The 13,541-nt window shown below is 55.0% G+C and carries 13 protein-coding genes; 1 reads left to right on the top strand and 12 read right to left on the bottom strand.

The annotated features are described in order from the left end of the window. Positions 1-44 precede the first annotated feature (44 nt). The 3 genes from LJN55_RS03695 to LJN55_RS03705 are packed head-to-tail and all read right to left on the bottom strand — an operon-like array spanning position 45 to position 2,480. Positions 45-1,340, bottom strand: a complete 1,296-nt coding sequence (locus LJN55_RS03695; protein WP_133843679.1) for a cytosine permease — start codon at positions 1,338-1,340, stop codon at positions 45-47. Positions 1,341-1,359: 19 nt separating this feature from the next. Next, positions 1,360-2,049 (bottom strand): helix-turn-helix transcriptional regulator, encoded by a 690-nt coding sequence (locus tag LJN55_RS03700; RefSeq protein ID WP_133843678.1) that lies wholly within the window; start codon positions 2,047-2,049, stop codon positions 1,360-1,362. Between the two features lie 20 nt (positions 2,050-2,069). Then, positions 2,070-2,480 (bottom strand): GNAT family N-acetyltransferase, encoded by a 411-nt coding sequence (locus tag LJN55_RS03705; protein WP_227535706.1) that lies wholly within the window; start codon positions 2,478-2,480, stop codon positions 2,070-2,072. A gap of 562 nt (positions 2,481-3,042) precedes the next feature. Between LJN55_RS03705 and LJN55_RS03710 the strand changes: the two genes are divergently transcribed. Further along, positions 3,043-4,449: a methyl-accepting chemotaxis protein gene (locus LJN55_RS03710; protein ID WP_227535707.1), complete on the top strand. Its 1,407-nt coding sequence runs from the start codon at positions 3,043-3,045 to the stop codon at positions 4,447-4,449. 6 nt (positions 4,450-4,455) lie between these two features. Here LJN55_RS03710 and LJN55_RS03715 read toward each other — a convergent pair whose 3' ends face one another. The 9 genes from LJN55_RS03715 to gatZ all read right to left on the bottom strand — a co-directional run bounded on the left by LJN55_RS03715 (position 4,456) and on the right by gatZ (position 13,530). After that, positions 4,456-4,794: a hypothetical protein gene (locus LJN55_RS03715; RefSeq protein ID WP_167863876.1), complete on the bottom strand. Its 339-nt coding sequence runs from the start codon at positions 4,792-4,794 to the stop codon at positions 4,456-4,458. Positions 4,795-4,888: 94 nt separating this feature from the next. Continuing rightward, on the bottom strand, positions 4,889-7,021 hold the full coding sequence (locus LJN55_RS03720; protein ID WP_133843671.1) for a putative bifunctional diguanylate cyclase/phosphodiesterase: 2,133 nt from the start codon (positions 7,019-7,021) through the stop codon (positions 4,889-4,891). 242 nt (positions 7,022-7,263) lie between these two features. Then, a complete protein-coding gene (locus LJN55_RS03725) occupies positions 7,264-8,013 on the bottom strand; it encodes an NAD-dependent epimerase/dehydratase family protein (protein ID WP_167863874.1) in 750 nt (249 codons plus the stop codon). A gap of 116 nt (positions 8,014-8,129) precedes the next feature. Next, positions 8,130-8,984, bottom strand: coding sequence for a tagatose bisphosphate family class II aldolase (locus LJN55_RS03730; RefSeq protein ID WP_133843667.1), 855 nt, complete (start codon positions 8,982-8,984; stop codon positions 8,130-8,132). A 15-nt stretch (positions 8,985-8,999) separates the two neighbouring features. Beyond that, the gene (locus LJN55_RS03735; RefSeq protein ID WP_167863872.1) at positions 9,000-10,049 is read right to left on the bottom strand and encodes an alcohol dehydrogenase catalytic domain-containing protein; all 1,050 of its coding nucleotides are present in this window, start codon (positions 10,047-10,049) and stop codon (positions 9,000-9,002) included. 38 nt (positions 10,050-10,087) lie between these two features. Continuing rightward, a complete protein-coding gene (locus LJN55_RS03740) occupies positions 10,088-11,458 on the bottom strand; it encodes a PTS galactitol transporter subunit IIC (RefSeq protein ID WP_133843663.1) in 1,371 nt (456 codons plus the stop codon). Positions 11,459-11,462: 4 nt separating this feature from the next. Further along, entirely contained in the window at positions 11,463-11,747 is a 285-nt protein-coding gene (gatB, locus tag LJN55_RS03745; RefSeq protein WP_227535708.1) for a PTS galactitol transporter subunit IIB, read from the bottom strand. Between the two features lie 36 nt (positions 11,748-11,783). Next, entirely contained in the window at positions 11,784-12,242 is a 459-nt protein-coding gene (gene gatA / locus LJN55_RS03750) for a PTS galactitol transporter subunit IIA (protein WP_133843659.1), read from the bottom strand. Next, positions 12,235-13,530 (bottom strand): tagatose-bisphosphate aldolase subunit GatZ, encoded by a 1,296-nt coding sequence (gene gatZ / locus LJN55_RS03755; RefSeq protein ID WP_227535709.1) that lies wholly within the window; start codon positions 13,528-13,530, stop codon positions 12,235-12,237. The genes gatA and gatZ overlap by 8 nt, the downstream gene beginning before the upstream one ends. Positions 13,531-13,541 lie beyond the last annotated feature (11 nt).

Raw genomic sequence — 13,541 nt, forward strand, 5'->3', positions numbered from 1 at the left:
CGGGCAGAGGCGAAGCGTGCTCTGCCCGATTTTTTAAGGGTTTCTTAACGCGACGGAACCACCGCCCGGTCACGCAACGCCAGCGATAACACGTAATAAATCACGCACGACACCAGCAGCGAGTTAATCGTTGGCACACCCCACTCGGTCATCAGGCCAATCACACTGCCGACAAGCGTCGCGATAATCGCTATCCAGCCAATGGTTGGTGTTTCGCTGTCCCCAGGCAGTTTTCCTTCTGCACGGCTTTTATCCAGCGCGGCACGGTGTGTGCGCAGCAGCAGATAGTCAACCAGCATAATGCCGAGGATCGGAGGGAACACCACGCCCAGCACGGTGAGGAAGTCAACGAAGCGGTCAAGGATACCCAGCACCGAGAGCAGGGTGCCCAGCACGCCAATCACCAGCGTGGTATTCCGGTATTGTAACTTTTTACCGGAGATACCTTCGACGGCGTTAATCACCCCGAGAGAAGAGGAGTAGAGGTTTAAATCGTTCACGCGCAGTGTGGAAAGAATCACCACCAGTAACCCGACGCCGCCGGCTACCTGCGACATAATCGTCACGACATCGGCCGTTTGCAGCGTGCGGGCAATCATAATGGCCAACCCGTTCACGATAAACTCTCCGGCAATAATCGTCAGCAGAGTCACGCCGGCCACATGCCTGGATGAGCGTGAATAACGGGTCAGATCCGGCGTCATCAGGCTGGCAACAATCGCCCCGCCAACCACCATGGTGATGGCCGCGCTGATGGTCAGCGGGCTACCGGTGGGCGGCAGGTCAATAATTTGCTGAAGAGTGTGGCCGGACAACGTCTGGAAGGAGATAAACGCCACCAGACAAATAAACAGCGGCACGGCGATACGGGCGGTTACGCGCAGCGCTTTAAACCCGAAGGTTACCAGCACGGTCAGCAGCAGGCCGGAAAGACTGGCGGCCAGCGGGAACCCCAGGGCGCCACCGAGGGCAAAATTCAACGACTTGGCGAAGATGGCATTTTGAATGCCAAACCAGCCGAGAAGGCTGACGGCGACGACCAGACCAATCAACACCGAACCGATGCGACCAAAACCGCACCAGCGCGCCAGTAAGCTCCCGGATATGCCTTCTTTCATCCCGGCATAGCCCAGCCCGAAGGTCACGATGCCAAAGATCACGCTGCCGGCCAGAATGGCCAGGAAAGCGGAGGCCAGACTCATCGAATCCCCCAGTACCGCCCCCAGCATAAATTGGTCGAGTGCGGTAAGCATACCCATATGGACCACGGCAACGCTTAAAAATGAGACGCGCTTATTTTCAGGTACGCGACTTAACGGGTAGTCTTCAATACGAATCACGGAGTTTCCTTAGCAAAAATTAAATAAACTGGATGCCCTTTTCAATCAGACGGTCCGGTATAAAATTGTCCAACCCTGCGTGGCGGCAATACTCTTCGAACTGGCTCAGGGTATGCACCCCCGCTTTTTGATAGATGTTATAAATCCGGTTCTCTACGGTGCGATGGCTGAGATTATAAATCCGCGCTATTTCTTTCGTAGATAAGCGTTGCAGCATCAAAAAAAGCGTATCCAGTTCGGAACGGGTAAACACATCGTTATCGACTTCGGTTGTCAGCACCCCGGGTTTTTGCTGAGTGATATATTTCAGCGGTGACATGGTGTTGAGCAGTTTAGCGTTCCATGCAATACCGATAAAATCCCCATTTTCTCCATACAGTGGGATTTTTTCACAGACATAGGGCGTTAAGGTTTTCTGCCCATACCAGTAGTGAGTTTCGATCACGGCAACCCGTCCGTTACACGCCTGAGTGCGACGATCGTGCTCAATAAGCTCGTCTTCACATTCGGCCCATGCGGCAGGAAAATCACTGTCGAATCGGCCTTCAATCGCAAAGTTTTTCGGCGTATTGGTATATAAGTACGCCGCTTTATTCATATACAGGTGTTCTGAATCGGGGGCCTTGATACCCCAGGGTTCGGATAAGTGTTCCATCATGGCAATCAGAGCATTGAGGCTTGATCGTGGTTTATCTTCCGGTGATTCCATTTTTCCCCCTGAGGTGTATTTCAGATCTTCTTAGCCAGATAGTGGCGCGTATGCAAATGTGCATAATCGCCGAGTTCGCCATAAGCGGAGTAGCCTAACTTCTCGTAAAATCCGACGGCCTGGAAATTGAACGTATCAACATAGGCCATATGACAGCCGCGTTGTTTTGCTTCTTGTTCTGCTGCCAGCATCAGGTCACGCCCCATACCTTTACCCCGGCAGGCATCGCTGACCCACAAATACTGCACTTCCAACCCCCCCCACCAGGTTCTTGCGACCAGGCCTGCAAAGATTTGCTGGTTTTCGTCGCGTAACGTAAGAAAAAGGGGGTGGATATCAACGGGGGTTATTTTTGCATTGTGCTGCCACAGGCTGTTGATAACAAACGCTTCATCAGCATTTTCGGGCGTATCAGTTACAGTGATTTTCATTAGCCTCATGCTCTCATTATTCGAATAACAATTAATAAGATAACTTGTATATTAACCACGCGTAATTATCATTTATTCCCAGGTATTTCAAGAGTGTTTTTCCCCCTATCCCGGAATGATAAAAATGCCTAAAGTATGAGTCATGGGCGGTGATGTGAATCAGACGATACTAATATCCTGCTGTCCTTCCAGTTTGGCAAGGCAAAATTTCGGCCTCACCAGGGAAATTTCTACATGCAGTCCTTTTTCAGCGACCCTGTCTGCGGCGGATGAGAAAGTGAATAAATAAAAAAGTCTGAAGATGACGCCGGATGTCACTTTAGTAAATCTTTTTAAAATGATGTCGTTTCAGTAAAAGGCTGCTGCTAAAGCGGCCTTTTTTACTTGTTTCCTCACAGATTGATAACGCCCCCGTAACCCCACCCGCAAGATAACGCTATATAGTTGTAAAGATCCTCGCCAATTCTGCCGTTAATGATCTTTCAGGATGCCCACTTTACTTGCCCGGGAAACAATTATGGTCGATACATCGTTACCGCCGGCTATTGGCGGGAGCAGTTAGATGGTTTCATTGGTAAAAATCTGGCAACAGGCTGATTTTTTGATGCTTTTCCTGTCGTGGGGCATGTGGGCCATTGCCTGTCTCATTGGCTGGATGATGGACTCCTTCATGCTGGCGCTCGGCGTTGGCGGGGCGCTGGCGATTGTCGCCACGCTGGTACGTTATGTCTGGCCTGGCCGCCTGATCACCCGGCTGTGGTTTGCTTTTACGTTGATCGCGTTTTCCGCGCTGTTGATTCAACTCGGTCAGGGAGAGGTTGAATACCACTTCTCCATCTTTGTCCTGCTTTCCGCATTACTCGCTTACCGCGACTTTCGTCCGCTGCTGATGGGCGCTGCCACCGCTGCCGTGCACCATGCTCTGTTCAACTATTTTCAGGAAAACGACCTCTACGGCATCGTCTGTTTTACGCATCCCGGTTTCCATATGGTGGTGTTCCACGCCATTTTCGTTGTGGCACAAACCGCTATCCTGATCTTTATCGCCCACCGTATGGCGGCGGATGCCCGCGCGGCGTGCGAAGTGGCTGAGCTGGCGGCGTGGATTAACCGCGAACCCGGGTGCCTGACGCTGGGGCAGGGAAGCAATGAAAGCAAAACGCCGTTTGCCCGCACGTTCAGCAGTACGCTGGGTACCATGCGGGGCACGCTCAATCAGGTGAGCGAAGGGGTCAGCACATTGCTGGAGGAGTCAGACAGTATTCTGCAACGTAATGCTGCGCTTTCGCAGCGCACCGATGAGCAGGCGAATGCACTGGCCGTTGCTGCAACGGCGATGGAGCAGATGAGTGAAGCCGCCACGTTGACCAGTGAAAAAGCGCATGCCGCACAGCAGCTTGCGCAGGGCGCGAACAGGGTGGCAAAACGCGGCGGAGAGAATATCGCCTCAGCGGTGAACTCGATGACGCAGATCGAGCAGGAGTCGCAACGCATTAATGTCATTCTGGAACTGATCGACGGCATCGCCTTCCAGACCAATATCCTGTCACTGAATGCGTCCGTTGAGGCGGCTAACGCGGGTCAGCACGGTCAGGGTTTTGCCGTGGTGGCGGCGGAAGTACGCATTCTTGCCGGGCGTTGCGAAAATGCGGCGAAAGATATTCGCCAACTGATCTCGACCTCTGTAGAACGCACCCACAGCGGTACTGAGCAGGTCGCCGAGGCGGGAAAAACCATGCAGGAAATTATTCAAACCATCAACGGATTGAATGACCTGGTGAAGGAGCTGGCCGATATGAACGACCAGCAGCTCACCAGTATCACGCAGATGAAAGACAGCGTGGAGAGCATTGACAGCAGCGTGCAGCACAACCTGAAGCATGTGGCAGAAACGCTGGAAGTGGCTCAACTGCAACAGCGTCAGGCTGAGGCTGTTCAGCAGGCGATTGCGGTCTTCCGCTTTGCCTGAGGAGCGTCAGTGTCCGGCGGCGTTCATCACATCAATGCAGCTGGCTACATCCTTTGCGGCAGCCTTTTTTTGCTCCACGCTGAGCGCCTGGTACTTCTCAATCGACGATCGGCCCAGCCGATCGTCGTAGCTGACCTGTTTGACCGAGTAAGAGCTGTTTTCGTTAATAATAACTGTACGAATTTTATCGGCGAAGTCCTGCTCGCTGGTCGGCGTGCCCAGCACATCGACGGCGGCACAGGCAGCGGCGTCATAATGCGGATCGTGGGCCGGGCTTCTGAACATAAACCACCACAACGACAGTACGGCGGCAGCGAGCACTAATAGCGAGAACAGCTTTTTCATCACATCAACTCAATTCACCCGGAGCGGGCTATCATCAGGGGGCGCATTATACGGAGATATGCGCCCGGGGCGACCAAAATAAGCCTGACGGCGCTCAGCCATGCCTCTCGCGCAGCAGCGCATGCAGTTGTTCCGCCGGCTGTGGCTTACTGAGAAGGAATCCCTGTAAACGATCGCAACCTGCCGAGGCCAGCATCAATCGCTGCTCTTCGGTTTCCACCCCTTCGGCGGTAACGGTAATACCCAGACTGTGCCCCAGCTTGATCACCGATTCAACGATGGTGGCTGAGTTTTCGCGTACCCCTAGCGACTGAGTGAAGGCGCGGTCGATTTTAATGGTATCAACCGGGAACTGGACCAGATAGCTCAGGCTGGAATAACCGGTGCCGAAATCGTCGAGTGCAATACAGAATCCGGCGGCGCGTAGGGTCTTAATGGTTTTCAGCGCATGCTGTTCATTTTCCAGCAGCACGCCTTCGGTAATTTCCAGTTCGATTTGCTGCGGATTGATCCCATGCCGCGCCATAATCGCCATCAGATTGTCAATAAACCCAGGGGCAAGGAATTGCAGGGGTGAAACATTGACGGCAACGATCAGTTTTGGGCAGGTGATCGCCAGTTTACAGGCCTGCTCCAGCACCCACTCGCCCAGAGCAATAATCAGACCGGTCTCTTCGGCAATCGGCACAAACTCCGCCGGCGAGATGTTGCCAAGCTGCGAATGCTGCCAGCGCAATAGCGCTTCGACGGCAATGATTTTTTGGCCACTGACATCCATAATCGGCTGATACCACTGCATTAATCCCGTCTCATTTTCCAGCGCCAGATGGAGTTGCTGCGCCAGCCGCTGACGTTTTTGCAGGGCTTCATCCATGGCTGGAACAAACAGGCAGTAGCGCCCGCGTCCTTCCGCTTTGGCAGCGTAGAGGGAAATATCGGCTTTGCGCATCAGTTCCAGCCGCTCCAGCCCATGCCGTGGTGACAGTGCCACCCCAATACTGACGCCTACCCATAGCGTATGACCGCGCAGCGTCATCGGTTCGGCCAGCCGGGTAATAATTTTTTGGCACAGTTCGGCAACCTGCTGATCGTCTTCTACATCACCGATCATCACCACGAACTCATCACCACCCAGACGTCCGACAGCATCCTGTACTGGTAACAGCGACGACAGCCGTTGACCGATCTCGACGATCAGATCATCACCCGTATGGTGGCCATAGGTGTCGTTGATCATTTTAAAGCGATCGAGGTCGAGCAGCAGCAGCGCCAGCTTCCCGCGCTTCAGAGGTAACTGATGCAATCGCTCATTGAGCTGTTCTTCTATCCAGGCGCGGTTGGGCAAGCCGGTGAGCACATCATGGCGGGCCAGATGCTGGGCGTGCGCTTCGCTGGCGGCGAGGCGGCGCATTGAGCTGGAGAGCTTGAGGGATGAATGCCACAGGCGGCGCGTCATAATGATGCACATCAGTGTGATACTCAAAATGGCCACCGCAATCAGCGGGCCTGTCACCATCAGCATCTGGCTGCCGGGGCGCATGGGTATCCAGGAGACACTGCTGACGGGAATACCGCTTGCTGAGGTCAGAAGAAAACCAGCGCTATTGGGCTGGTCTGGCACGCTGGGGGTAAAGCGAAAATGGCTGACCACACCGCGATGCTCAAGGAAATCGATAAAGCTGTAATGCAGATAGCGGATAAACACCAGTCGTCGCCCGGAATTATCCGGCAGAGTGCCGATCACCACCTCCGCAACCCGGCCACGCAGGCGGATAAAATCATGGATAAGAGCCGGCGATGCCGTGGGAAGCAGCCAGTGCGATAGTGACGGGCTGAGCGCATCGTAGCTGGAAACGGGGGTCAGCTTGCCCTCCAGCCAGCTGACCACTGGACGCTGCTCTGCATCCAGAAGATACATTTCATTATCGCCAACAAGATGAAACAGCCAGCTGCCAAATTCTGTGGGCTTCGCCAGCTGTGAAATTAGATCCGGTCCATTTAATAGGTTTTTGTGCTGAAGAGTAAAGTCGACCAGGTGCTGGGCGAAAATGTTTTCAATAACCTGTTGTTGTTTTTCTTGTGCTTTGGCATTGCTTTGCACGGTGACCCAATATGCAGTAAACCCACACCCTATCAGGGCAAAAAGCACCACAGCTACAACGGGTGCAACAACGCTACGCATAAACTCGCGGCGCAGTTCAGCTACCGTGCTGTATTCGATTTTCATTGATATTCCAGGATAGTCGAGTCGTTGCCTCAGGAAATACTGGCCCTGTTAAGCGCAAACATTACCTCATTACGTATTATTGGCAAAGTCAAAGACGTTATAAAATATCCGTTTATCTGAAATTCATCTCAGGAGAGGGGGGTTATCTCGGGCGCAATACACATCAATAATGAAAGGGTCGTCTGTCGGGGAGAGAGGCGCCCGGGAGGGTCATCAGCATGAACACCCCGGGAGCGTATTCATCAGAACGCGAGTTTCTCAGGTGTAAATTCTCTGAATGCATTATCTGAAGGGTGATAGCCCAGCACTTCCCGGGTACGGGTCAGATCAAAACGCTTGAAACGATTATCCGAAATGCCGTAACCGATGAAGAACGTTATATTCTCTGCTTCAACCGCCCCCGTCAGCAGCCTGACAGCATCTTCCGGACTGAGCCATGCACTGTAATCACGTGCGTTATGAAGGTTGTCGGCGTGCCTTTGTTCAAACGCACCGATTCTGAGTGCGACGCAGCTCAGGCCGCGCTGCGTGGCATAAAATGAGCACAGCGCTTCACCGTAACATTTCGTGACGCCGTATAAATTGGCAGGAGACACCTCCATTCCGGGATGGATCTGTACATCGACAGGATATCCTTCAATGGTCTGTGCACTGCTGGCAAAAATGAAGCGCTGGCAGGGGGTTTCTGCCACGGCTTCCATCAGATAGGTCGTGGTCAAAATATTCGCGGGCAGCAGATCGGTGAAAGACGCATCGGCGTCAGGTATTCCCGCCAGATGAATGACCACATCAACCGGCTCTTCGGCCAGCAGTTCCGCTGCCGCACCCGCCTTTGACAGGTCCAGCGATATAAAACGGTGTGGTGAGGAGACGTCATAATCTGCTGCCACCCGGTCAGTCAGGACAAATCTGTAATGATCTTTCATCGCGCTGAAGAAGGTTCGCCCTATACGTCCACTGGCACCTGTCATCAATATTTTTTTTAACGCCATTCAGTCAAACTCCAGAGGTTGATCAGGCAGCCATTGTGCAGGGTCCAGGCCGTGCTGCAAACAGGATCCTATGCTCATTAATAAGTACAGAGACCCGCCCGTCATTCTGTGGCGTTTTACAGCCGCCCGGTGCTGCCACAAATGCGGATTTTCTCTGCCACCACCTGCTTCATCGCGGCCTTGCCCGGTGCCATATATTCTCGTGGGTCACTGGCGGCGGGATGTTCACCAAACCAGGACTTCACCGCGCTGGAGAAAGCGATTTTCAGCTCGGTGGCAACGTTCACCTTGCATATCCCCAGCGCTATGGCTTCGCGCAGCATCGCCTCCGGAATACCGGAAGCGCCGTGCAGCACCAGCGGAATATCTACCTGTTCACGGATTGCCGCCAGCCGGGCAAAATCCAGCTGAGGTTCGCCCTGATACATCCCATGTGCCGAGCCAATGGCTACCGCCAGAGAATCAATACCAGTGCGCGTCACATACTCTTTCGCTTTTGCCGGATCGGTAAAGAAACTGTCCTCTTCATTGACGACCATGTCATCTTCCTGACCGCCAAGGCGGCCCAGCTCGGCTTCCACACTGGCATCGTAACGCTGACACAACGCCACGACCTGTTGTACCCGCTCAATATTCTGTGCGAAGGCAAAATGTGAGGCGTCAATCATTACCGAGCGGATACCCCCCTGCACTTTATGGCGGATATCATCGAAGGTTTCGTGATGGTCAAGGTGCAGCGCTATCGGCAGGTCGTACTGGCGTGCAGCGTCCTGACAGATGGAAACCAGATAGTTCAGCCCGGCGTACTGATAGGTGCCCGGCGTCCCGGCCATAATTACCGGGGAACGCAGTTCGGCGGCAGTTTCCGCAATGACCTGGACGGTTTCCAGGTTGTGGATATTAAACGCCGGAACGGCATAGCCCTCGCGCTGGGCTTTCTTCAACATTTCACGGTTAGACACTAAGTACATAACGCCTCCTGTTGCTTAATTATTCTGAAAATTCAGCATGATCTTGCCGTTCATCGGCTGACCATGAAGGGCACTGATGGCGCTGGCGTAAGTGTCGGCATCGCCCAGTTCGGCCATCAGCGGGGTGAGCTGAATGCACCCGGCGTTGAACAGCGCCACGGCCTGCTGCCACTCCACGCCTGGCCAGCGCCCGGAGTAGTTCATCCAGCTACCGAGAATGTGCAGCTCTTTGCGCAGGATCAGCCCAAAGGTGCTGCTGCTGAGGTTGAGATCGCGATGTAGCGTGCCGATCAACGCCAGCTGTGCCTGGGGGCCGGCCAGGGTAATGGCCAGTTCTACTGTTTGCGGGGTGCCTGCGGTTTCGAGGATCAACTGATCAAAGCGCTGATCATGCAGCAGGGACTGCATATCAGCAGCGGTCAGCTCAGCGCTGTTAAACACCCGATCGGCTCCCAGCTGCTGCGCCAGTGCCAGACGTTGCGGATTGATATCAATCGCGCTAACGCTGCGAGCGCCCAGCGCTTTTGCCGCCTGCAACGCCAGCTGACCAATGGTGCCGGCACCGATAACCAACACCTCTTTATCCTCACAGCCCCCCGCCAGCTGCATGGCGTGCAGGCTGACGGTCAGCGGTTCAAAAAAGGCCCCCGCCAGCGCGGTAGTTCCCGGAGGAAGAAGGAACAGATTACGGCGCGGCAGGACGATAAACTCCCGGTTGCCGCCATCGCTGCGTGAGCCGATAAACTGATAGTGCCGACACTGCGACCACAGTTGACGCTGGCACTCTTCACAGGCAAAACAGGGCTGCAATGGCACGCAGGCGACCCGATCGCCAGGATGTAAATCGGTAATATCGCTGCCGCAGGCGGCAACCCGGCCGCTGAACTCATGGCCGAGGATAATTGGGTAAAAGTGCGCCCCCTCGTGGAAGATGCGCGGAATATCGGAGCCGCACAGCCCGGCACATTCAACCTGTACCAGCACCTGATCGGGCTGTTCGAGATGAGGCAACGGTCTTTCTTCAACCGTAACGCTGCCTCCGGCGTGTATAACGACAGATTTCATGTTGATTACTCCGGTAACGCGGGGTTGACCCCCGCGAGTTATTTCGACGGTTCGGTGAGATCAGACGCCTCAGGTGCGGGTATCGCCTGACGTGCACGCCGCCAGGTCAGGAACACGCCGATGGCATAGACCGAGCCAATCGCCATCAGGGCCGTGACGTTTTGCCAGGTCAGTAGCTGGATGAACAGATAAGTGATCGGTGAGCCGCCCTGGTCCATGGACGCTACCATGCCGCCGGGGGTTTTCAGCGCACCGGCATTGGCCGCCAACTGGGTATGCAGGCCGATGGTTTGCGTGGCAATCCAGAGCGTGATGCTCATGATGATCACGCCGGAGATCAGTGTGCGGAACAGATTGCCCTGGTGTACCGCAACCGCCATCGCAACAAAGAAACCAATGGTTGCGAGGTCACCAAACGGCAGCACTTTGTTACCCGGCAGCAGAACCGCGACCAGAATTGTCAGTGGGATAAAGATCAGGCTGGCAGATACTACGGCGGTATGACCGAGCAGCAGGGCAGGATCGAGACCAATCAGGAACTCCTGGCCGCCAAATTTAGCCTGGAGCCGCTTGCGTGCATGTCGGGCGATCGGTGTCAGGCCGTCCATGATCGGTTTGATCACGCGCGGCATCAGCAGCATTACCGCTGCGGTTTTCACCGCCAGTTGCAGGATATCTTTCACATCATAGGAGGCCAGCACGCCAATAATCAGCCCCATGATAAAGCCCACCGTGACCGGTTCGCCAAAGGCGCCAAAGCGCTTCTGAACATCGTCGGCACTGAAGTGGATCTTGCGCAGGCCGGGGATCTTTTCGATCACGGCATCCACCAGCACGGCGAAAGGCCCCATATAAGCAGAGGTGCCGTGTGGAATGGCAATCCCATCCAGACCAAAGAAGTCACGCGTATCGCGGGCAAACCAGTCGCCCAGTTTGTAGACGAACGCGGCATGCACCACCACACCCAGAATGCCGAGCCAGTAGGATCCCGTCGCCAGATGCACGAGTGCACCGGTGAAGGTCATATGCCAGATATTCCAGATATCCACGTTCACCACGCGCGTCATGCGGGTGATCAGCATCAGGATATTCACCCCGATGGCGATTGGGATCGCCACTAACGCAATCTGTGATGCCCAGGTCATGGGGGACGATCCCGGCCAGCCCACGTCCACCACCTCCAGGCCGATCTGGAAATGCTCGGCCATGGCTTTTGCGGCCGGGCCAATGGAGTCCAGCATCAGGCCAATCACCAGCCCGATACCGACAAAGCCAATGCCGATATGCAGCCCGGATTTAAACGCATCCCCCAGCTTCATACCCAGCGCGACCGAGAAGAGAATGATCACCAGCGGCAGCATCACCGTCGGGCCGAGATCGAGGATGTAACGCATAATTTCAGTAAACATAGAATTACCCCTGCAACAGCGTCAGGATTTTTTGCCGGAGCGCATCAATTCCTACGCCGGAAACGAAAGGCATCCCATGGACCACCGGGATATCACCGAACGTGCGATCCACGCGAGCGGTCGTGCAGATCAGGTCGGCATCGTCCATATAGGTTTCGATCTCGGTGACGCGGCACTGCACCAGGTCTAGGGTGATGCCGTGCTCTTCACACAGCTCTTTGATCTCTTCTGCTGCCAGAGTGGAGGTCGCGACGGCACCGCCGCAGGCAACGATAATTTTTCTTTTCATAGGTCACTCCTGTTGTAGGGTCAGGTAAGACAAGGGTCAGGCCGCCGTCGCCAGCAGTTGCCGGTTAAAACAGGTGGCAATCTCTGCTTCCGGGACGTTAAGTAGCGTTTCAATAAATTCTGGCTGTTGCAGCTGGCTAAACAGTGCCCGCAGTAACGTCATTTGCTGTTGTGGATGGGTAACCACCAGCGCGATAATCAGCGTGGCGGCCACTTTTCCGTCGTCATCGGCCTGGTCAAATTCGATCGGGATAGTTGGGCGGATCAGATAAATGGCCGGTTCAATCGCATGGATAGCTTCACAGTGCGGGATGGCAACGGCGTGATTTTCCAGCGCAATACCCGTCGGGTAACGGTGTTCCCGCGCCAGCAGTGCCGCCGGGTAACCCGGCAGCACTACACCTTCGGCCAGCATCCGTTCTCCTATATGCGTCAGCACCTGCTGTGCGTTGTCGAAATGCACGCCTGACGTGATGAACAACCGATAATCATGCATGGCTGACCCCTTTCAGTGTCTGTGGTTGACGTTCGCAGCCAAAGGCATAGTCGCGCAGGACGTCCTGAATTTTATCGATGATTAAACGGGTCGGTGTCGGGGTGAGTTCGCCGCACAGCACGCGGGAAAACTGCTGTGGCAGATACTGGCTGAGCAAACCTAACGGGATCGCTGTCGTTGCCAGGTTATCCATCAACTGGCTGAAGGCGCGATGAATGCGCGGATGTGGCCAGTAATAACGGATGCGGTCAGACAGACTGAAATGAATATCCACCAGCGAGTCGCTGAATACCGGGCGGTAGTACTTCTTCCAGTAGCCGGGTTCGTTAAGCATGACCTGGTCAATCACGGCAAGGATCTGGCTCTGCTGTTCCGGGGCGATCAACACCTGCTCAATCGCGGCCAGAGCGAATACGGCCTCGCGCAGGGCAAAGGTCAGTGCCGGGCCGACTTTCAAAATGGCGAAGTGATCCTGCACCAGTGCACGATAGGCGCTGCGGGTCTGGTAGTCCGTTGAGTGGGCTTCATACACCAGCGGCGTGGTGGCAATGAAGTCGCGCAACCCTTTTGCCAGTGCGGGCTGATAGTGCACCACGCTGCTGTGATCGAACTCAACCCCAGGTTGCACCACGATGGCGATGATCCGCCCGATGGCGTCTTCCAGCCCTGCAGTGCGGAACGCCTGATGATGCAGCTCAATCGTCGCCGCTGCATCCGCTACGTGGGTGATATGCACTGTATTAATGGCGCTGGCTTCGCCACCCGGCACCGGAACTTCCGTGCCGATCACGTAGGTCAGTGCGGCTTTCTGCTGAGGTGTTGCGGTAATCTCGGCAATACAACACAGCTCAGCGGCACGCTGCGCCACCGTTTCCGGTGGTAACGGGTTGGGATCGTCTGCGCAGGGCATGGACGCATCAAGATGGATCTTGCTGAAACCCGCCTGCACATAGGCAGCGATCAGATCCCGGGATTTGGCCATCGCCTGCTCTGCGGGCTCATGCTGCCAGCAGTTCGGCCCAAGATGATCGCCGCCGAGGATCAGACGTTGTGACGGAAACCCCACCTGGTCGGCAATTGTCAGCACGTAATCACGAAAGCTCTCCGGCGTCATGCCAGTGTAGCCACCAAACTGATTGACCTGATTGGATGTGGCCTCGATTAATACCGCACGATCGCTGTGCAGATCCAGCCTCAGCGCCGCTTCGATCACTAACGGGTGTGCAGAACAGACGGAGCAGATGCCGATCTGTGGATCTTGCTGGTGTTGTTCAATGATCTTTTTCATATACCCTCCGG

Origin of the sequence: Erwinia rhapontici (assembly GCF_020683125.1) — a bacterium.
GTDB lineage: Bacteria > Pseudomonadota > Gammaproteobacteria > Enterobacterales > Enterobacteriaceae > Erwinia > Erwinia rhapontici.

What these genes read in the sequence shown, in the direction of transcription:
- LJN55_RS03700 (WP_133843678.1), bottom strand. Translation starts at nt 2,049, where the DNA reads ATGGAATCACCGGAAGATAAACCACGATCAAGCCTCAATGCTCTGATT.
- LJN55_RS03705 (WP_227535706.1), bottom strand. Translation starts at nt 2,480, where the DNA reads ATGAAAATCACTGTAACTGATACGCCCGAAAATGCTGATGAAGCGTTT.
- LJN55_RS03710 (WP_227535707.1), top strand. Translation starts at nt 3,043, where the DNA reads ATGGTTTCATTGGTAAAAATCTGGCAACAGGCTGATTTTTTGATGCTT.
- LJN55_RS03715 (WP_167863876.1), bottom strand. Translation starts at nt 4,794, where the DNA reads ATGAAAAAGCTGTTCTCGCTATTAGTGCTCGCTGCCGCCGTACTGTCG.
- LJN55_RS03720 (WP_133843671.1), bottom strand. Translation starts at nt 7,021, where the DNA reads ATGAAAATCGAATACAGCACGGTAGCTGAACTGCGCCGCGAGTTTATG.
- LJN55_RS03725 (WP_167863874.1), bottom strand. Translation starts at nt 8,013, where the DNA reads ATGGCGTTAAAAAAAATATTGATGACAGGTGCCAGTGGACGTATAGGG.
- LJN55_RS03730 (WP_133843667.1), bottom strand. Translation starts at nt 8,984, where the DNA reads ATGTACTTAGTGTCTAACCGTGAAATGTTGAAGAAAGCCCAGCGCGAG.
- LJN55_RS03735 (WP_167863872.1), bottom strand. Translation starts at nt 10,049, where the DNA reads ATGAAATCTGTCGTTATACACGCCGGAGGCAGCGTTACGGTTGAAGAA.
- LJN55_RS03740 (WP_133843663.1), bottom strand. Translation starts at nt 11,458, where the DNA reads ATGTTTACTGAAATTATGCGTTACATCCTCGATCTCGGCCCGACGGTG.
- gatB (WP_227535708.1), bottom strand. Translation starts at nt 11,747, where the DNA reads ATGAAAAGAAAAATTATCGTTGCCTGCGGCGGTGCCGTCGCGACCTCC.
- gatA (WP_133843659.1), bottom strand. Translation starts at nt 12,242, where the DNA reads ATGCATGATTATCGGTTGTTCATCACGTCAGGCGTGCATTTCGACAAC.
- gatZ (WP_227535709.1), bottom strand. Translation starts at nt 13,530, where the DNA reads ATGAAAAAGATCATTGAACAACACCAGCAAGATCCACAGATCGGCATC.